General features: G+C 38.0%; 1 protein-coding gene. It reads right to left on the bottom strand.

The window, feature by feature from the left end:
• Window positions 1-34 precede the first annotated feature (34 nt).
• Window positions 35-471, bottom strand: a 437-nt coding sequence (locus tag WFJ73_RS33225; protein WP_336776996.1) for a DMP19 family protein, incomplete at its 5' end; no start/stop codon positions are given.

Raw genomic sequence — 471 nt, 5'->3', positions numbered from 1 at the left:
GTTTCCCGTTAGTTGAAAGCCAACATATAATAAGTTACTTGTTAGCTAGCTTTATCGCTTCTTCAATGACTGGCTCTAGCTTATTTTCTAAGTCATCGATAATTGCATAAAACTGTTCATCCAGGTTTTCGAGGAACTCATTCAGTTCATCATGATCCCATGAATCGATTATCTCATTCCGTTCTTCAATATTTATAGGAGGTGACCCATCAGGGAACATAGAACCAATATTGTTTACTAATGTAATTGCAGATTCTGCCCCGATTGTCTCTAGGTCCTCGATAGTTTCCTTATAATTGTCAGCACCATGATTATAAAAAAAACTAATCAAGCCGCCTCCGCTCACATCACCGATTAATCCATCAACGTTTAACCATATTCTTTCATATTTGTTTAAACTGGATTGTCCATCATTTTCGACTTTCTGCCAGATACTTTGCCAGACTGTCTCCTTATCCATTTCTAGCCCCC

The sequence above is a fragment of the Paenibacillus sp. MMO-58 genome, assembly GCF_037146255.1.
Taxonomy (GTDB): Bacteria; Bacillota; Bacilli; order Paenibacillales; family Paenibacillaceae; genus Pristimantibacillus.
Note: the sequence above shows the minus strand (reverse complement) of the source record. Positions and strands in the feature narration are given on the sequence as shown.